Origin of the sequence: Diplocloster agilis (genome assembly GCF_019042275.1) — a bacterium.
In the GTDB taxonomy this organism is placed as follows: Bacteria; Bacillota; Clostridia; order Lachnospirales; family Lachnospiraceae; genus Diplocloster; species Diplocloster agilis.
Window position 1 is genome coordinate 1 of record NZ_JAHQCW010000081.1, and the last position, 5176, is coordinate 5176.

Here is a 5176-nt window from a genome sequence, read left to right on the forward strand (position 1 = left end):
TAGGCTCGGTTCCTGAACCCGGCTTTTCGATTTCACTTAGCGTATTCCAGCGCTAGCCCTCCGCGCTCCCAGGGAGATACAAAAGAACCCGGCCGCCCGTGGAGACACAAAAGGGGTCCGCACTTCTTACACGGCCCGCCCTTGCGCCGGCCCGCTCCGGCCCTTAGTATTAATTCTGTAACTCCTCAATCTGCCCAAGCCACAAAGCCGCGCAGGCATCGCTGGGCATTCTCCAGTCCCCTCTGGGCGACAGGGCCACGCTTCCCACTTTAGGTCCGTCCGGGATACAGGAGCGCTTGAACTGCTGGGAAAAGAATCTTCTATAAAAGGTTTTCAGCCATTTCAGAATCGTGGCGTTATCGTAGATACCCGCGAACGCTTTTTGGGCCACCCGGTAGATTTTCTCCGGCTCATAACCGAATCTAAGCATATAGTAGAGATAGAAATCATGGAGCTCATAGGGGCCCACCAGATCTTCCGTCTTCTGGGAGATCTTTCCGTTCTCAGGCGGAAGCAGCTCCGGGCTGACCGGCGTGTCCAGTATATCGTACAGGATCGCGGAAAGCGTTTCGTTGTCACAGGTTTCGGCATAGTATCTGACCAGATGGCGTACCAGGGTCTTGGGAACGGAGGCGTTAACCCCGTACATGGACATATGGTCCCCGTTATAGGTGGCCCAGCCAAGAGCCAGCTCGGACATATCTCCGGTACCGATCACCAGGCCTCCGGTCTGGTTGGCGATATCCATCAGGATCTGTGTCCGCTCCCTGGCCTGGGCATTTTCATAGGTCACATCATGCCGCTCCTGATCCTGGCCGATATCCCGGAAATGGATATTGACCGCTTCCCGGATGTCGATCTCACGGAATGTGGCTCCCAGACACCGGATCAGCTCACAGGCATTTGTGTAGGTCCGGTCCGTGGTTCCAAAGCAGGGCATCGTTACCGCCGTTATGCCGTCCCGGGACAGCCCGCAGCTGTCGAAAGCCCGGACGGTCACCAGAAGGGCCAGCGTGGAGTCCAGTCCTCCGGAGATTCCGACCACCGCGCTTTTGCAGTTGGTGTGTAACAGCCTCTTTTTCAGGCCTCCCGCCTGGATGGAAAGGATATCCTGGCAGCGTTTGTCCCGGTCCTGCTTATTAGACGGCACGAACGGATTCGCGTCAAACATCCGGATCAGGGCGGTGTCTTCCTTCTTCAGGTGGAATTTCACCCGGATATAGCTCAGATTTTCTTCCTGCCGGAAGGTGCCCAGCCGCCGCCGCTCACTCATCAGCCGGTGGACATCCAGATCCGCCCAGGTGGTCTGATTGGAGAAACGGGGGGACTCCGCCAGCACGATTCCATTTTCCGCGATCAGGTTATGGCCGCTGTACACTACGTCCGTGGTGGATTCCCCGTCACCGGCGCTGCTGTAGATGTATCCGCATAACAGCCTGGCGGACTGCCCTTTGGCCAAATCCTGCCGGTAGGTGTCTTTCCCTACCACCTCGTCGCTGGCAGACAGATTTACGATCAGTGTGGCTCCGGCCAGCGCGTGTTCCGTGCTGGGGGGGGACGCCACCCAGACATCTTCGCAGATCTCCGCCGCCACGCTCAGCCCTCTCATCTCTTCACATTCGAATAAGATCCGGCTGCCAAAGGGAACCTGCTCCTCATTACATTCCACGTACTCCGGGTTCTTCGGCCCCGGAGTGAAGTGTCTGGCTTCATAAAATTCCGAGTAATTCGGAATATTTCTTTTGGGGATCAATCCAAGTATCTTTCCTCTGTGCAGCGCGGCCGCCACATTATACAGCCTGTTCCGGTGTTCAAAGGGAAGCCCCGCAAATACCAGCGCATCCAGGGATTCGGTTTCTTTTGCCATCCGGCAGAGCTGGCGCCTGGATTCCTCCAGCAGCAATTCCTGCAAGAACAGATCTTCGCAGCTGTAGCCGCTGATGCTAAGCTCCGGGAACACGATGACCTTCGCGCCCTTCTGTGCCGCCTGTTTCATTTCTTCAATCATAACATCCGTATTGTAGACCGGGTCCGCCACTCTCATATCCGGCGTGACCGCGGCGATCTTTATAAATCCATGCTTCATGCTGCGCCTCCTGCATTTCTACGGAACCTTCCGTCATCTACATCGCCTGCTTTTTCAGCTGTTTTAATTCTTCCACCGTAAACTGGTAATGCCTGCCGCAGAACTGGCAGTTCACTTCGATCTCTTTTCCATCGTCGATCATTTCCTGCAGGTCCTTTTTCCCCACGCTGATCAGGGCTTTGGACACCCGGTCTTTTGTGCAGTTGCAGTAAAAGCTGGTGGGAATGCGGTCCGTAGTCTCCATTCCCAGATCGCCCAGCAGCTTTTCCAGGATCTTTTCCGGGGAATAGCCCATTTCCAGAAGAGACGTAACCGACTGCACCTGCCTGAGATTCGACTCCAGCTCATCCACGATCCGCTCTTCGGCAAAGGGCATCAGCTGCAGAATAAATCCGCCGGCCTGTTTCACCGTATTATCCCTGGACATCAGTACGCCCAGCCCCACCGAGGAGGGCACCTGCTCCGATGTGGCAAAGTAATAGGTCAGATCCTCCGCGATCTCTCCGGTCTGCAGATCTACCTCCCCCACATACGGTTCCTTCAATCCCATATCTTTTATGACACGCAGATATCCATGTCCCACGGCTCCCGCCACATCCAGTTTACCCTGCTGATTCGCATGCAGAAGTACGGAGGGCTCATTCACATAACCCTTGACCCGGGCCATAGCGTCTGCGGTCACGGTGATTCCGCCAAGCGGGCCGTCGCCGCGGATCTGAAGCGTCAGAATATCCTGTCTTCCTTTCATCATGCAGCCCATCATGGCCCCGGCCGTCATCAGCCTTCCCAGCGCCGCCGTGGCCACCGGACTTGTATTATGGGCCTGCCTGGCCTTTTCCACCATATCCCTTGTGGTAGCGGCAAACGCCCGGATCTGGCCCTGGCCTCCCATTGCCCTGACAATATAATCTCCCATATTCCACTCTCCTATCTTTTTCCCCGTTCCCTTGCGATCACATAGATCCGCTCACTGGCGGGTCCCGGTTCTTCCCCGGTGAACGCCTCGTAAGCCCCTTCGAACTGAAGGCCCGCCTCTTTAAGCAGCCCCTTTACCTTCTTAAGCTCATATGCCCGCTGATAATGCGTCTCCTCAAATTTTCGATACAGCGAGTGGTCTCCCTCTACAAAAAGAGTCAGATCGTATTCATTGATCTGTTCCTCCTCATAATAGGTATTCTCCCAGATAAAACTGCAGTGCTCTCTATTTTCCGCAATCACACAGTCCCCCATCTGTTCATACTTATAAATCGTGTTCAAGTCAAATAAAAAATATCCCCCCGGATCCAGATAATTATTCACAAGGCGGAATACTTTCAGCAAGTCCTCTTCTTCCAGCAGGTAATTCAACGAATCGCAGACGCTGACCACCGCCCGCACCGTACCATACAGCTCGAACTCCTGCATGTCCTGGAGCAGATATAGGATCGGCAGACCGGATATCTCTTTTTTATGCATGGCGATCTCCAGCATTTCTTCCGAGTTATCCACACCGATCATGTCGTATCCGGCTTTTGCCAGCCGCTCCGTCATATTGCCGGTGCCGCAGCCCAGATCCAGAACCAGACCGTCTTCGATCCCCAGTTTTTTTAACAACCCGACCAGATAGGCGCTCCATTCATCGTAGGGCACATTGTCCATGAATTCGTCATATACCCCGGCAAATCCCGTGTACGCTTCCATTTTTGTCCACCAACCTTTTGTTAGATATACTATCAAGTTTTCCTTGGAAAAGCAAGGTTGATTCTTTCTTCTGTTGATTCTTTCTCCAAAATCCCGTATACTGAAATAGGATTCCGCTCGCGGAATTCTACAGAAACCGCCTCCGGCCTATCAGGCTCTCAAAGGATTCCATATGAAACGAATGAAAAATACGAACAAAGTCTATCAAAATATAAGGCGTTTTTATCTGACGGATTTGATTTTCCCCATTCTCTTTTTAATGATATTGGCAGCCGCCTGGAAGTATAATCCCTTCCGGGGCATCTACACGCCGATGCAGATTGATTCCGTGCAGACGTTAAAACACGCCTATTCCTCCGATAACCGCTATGTCAAAATCTCCCTGAAGGATCTGCACAATACCGGTTACGACTACATACGTTTTGGGAAAGTGTACGGAACCTACTACTATACCTTTTTGGACGACACCTGTCTCATCGTCATCCTCTCGCCCGGTACGGTTCAGGACCCGTCTGCGCCCATCACAGAGCTTAACATCCGGGCCAAAATCGTTCGCCAGAACCAGAGTCACAAAGAGCTGCTTGAATACATGTCCGAAGATCTGAACTGGACCTATCAGGATCTGGCCCTGGTAGTCAGTCCGCTGATTCTGGATGAGGCAGATTACCATCTGCCCTTTCCCTCTATTCTGACCTTGTTTCTTCTGCTAGGCTCTATGTGTGCCTTCGCCGTGCTGATTGCCGATCTGGCCTACCTGGTCAGTCCCGGGCTTGCCCCTGTGTCCCGCAGGCTCCGCCGGCTGTGCAAGGACAAAAATGCTCTGGCCAGGGCAGTCCGGGAACTGGAAACCGAACCGCTATTATCCACCGGACAGATGTATGTAACCGAACATTATTTTTTTGATCTGTCCAATCGGGGTACCATTATTCTTCCGATCCACCATATGCTCTGGGTGTACCGGCATCTGAAAGCCCACAAACCTCTGCTTCGAAAGTCTATGTCCTATCATCTGTATCTGATCACGGATGACGGGCGTGTGACTACCTGCCCCAAACGCAGCCAGCATGATACCGACGCGGTCATTGCGTACCTGCAGAACCTGAACTCCCGGATTCTCATCGGATTTACAGAGGAAAACAAGGAAGCGGCACGCGCTGCTGTCCAGGCCAATACCCCAAAAAAGAAGGGCTCGGCAAATTAACTAACCAACCTTAGTTCTTCCTCGGGTTTGGGTATGCCCGCTGTGCAGGGTCCGCGTGCGTATCCGTATCCCGGGATGCTCCGGACAGCCGGGTTCCTTTGTATGTCCCCGGGAGCGCGGAGGGCTTGCGCTGGCACCCGCTAAGTGGAATCGAAAAGCCGGGTTCAGGAACCGAGCCTATTCACCAGGAACACGTGATGTGTTCCCGG

At 53.7% G+C, this 5176-nt stretch carries 4 protein-coding genes; 1 reads left to right on the forward strand and 3 read right to left on the reverse strand.

Annotation, left to right across the window (positions count from 1 at the left end; all coding sequences use genetic code 11):
- Window positions 1–169 precede the first annotated feature (169 nt).
- Genes KTH89_RS24565 through KTH89_RS24575 form a run of 3 tightly spaced genes read right to left on the reverse strand, consistent with a single transcriptional unit; the run spans window position 170 to window position 3766 of the window.
- On the reverse strand, window positions 170–2086 hold the full coding sequence (locus KTH89_RS24565) for an NAD(+) synthase (protein ID WP_238723458.1): 1917 nt from the start codon (window positions 2084–2086) through the stop codon (window positions 170–172).
- 37 nt (window positions 2087–2123) lie between these two features.
- Entirely contained in the window at window positions 2124–3002 is an 879-nt protein-coding gene (hslO, locus tag KTH89_RS24570) for an Hsp33 family molecular chaperone HslO (protein WP_238723459.1), read from the reverse strand.
- 11 nt (window positions 3003–3013) lie between these two features.
- Complete coding sequence (locus KTH89_RS24575; RefSeq protein ID WP_238723460.1) at window positions 3014–3766, reverse strand: class I SAM-dependent DNA methyltransferase; 753 nt, start codon at window positions 3764–3766, stop codon at window positions 3014–3016.
- A gap of 172 nt (window positions 3767–3938) precedes the next feature.
- On the opposite strand from KTH89_RS24575, the gene KTH89_RS24580 reads away from it, so the two are divergent.
- Window positions 3939–4967 carry a DUF6709 family protein gene (locus tag KTH89_RS24580; protein WP_158345414.1) on the forward strand — a complete coding sequence of 343 codons (1029 nt, stop codon included), beginning with the start codon at window positions 3939–3941 and terminating at the stop codon, window positions 4965–4967.
- Window positions 4968–5176 lie beyond the last annotated feature (209 nt).

Bases quoted from the DNA above. Each gene is read 5' to 3' on its own strand.
- KTH89_RS24565 (WP_238723458.1), bottom strand. From the start codon at position 2,086: ATGAAGCATGGATTTATAAAGATCGCCGCGGTCACGCCGGATATGAGA.
- KTH89_RS24575 (WP_238723460.1), bottom strand. From the start codon at position 3,766: ATGGAAGCGTACACGGGATTTGCCGGGGTATATGACGAATTCATGGAC.
- KTH89_RS24580 (WP_158345414.1), top strand. From the start codon at position 3,939: ATGAAACGAATGAAAAATACGAACAAAGTCTATCAAAATATAAGGCGT.
- hslO (WP_238723459.1), bottom strand. From the start codon at position 3,002: ATGGGAGATTATATTGTCAGGGCAATGGGAGGCCAGGGCCAGATCCGG.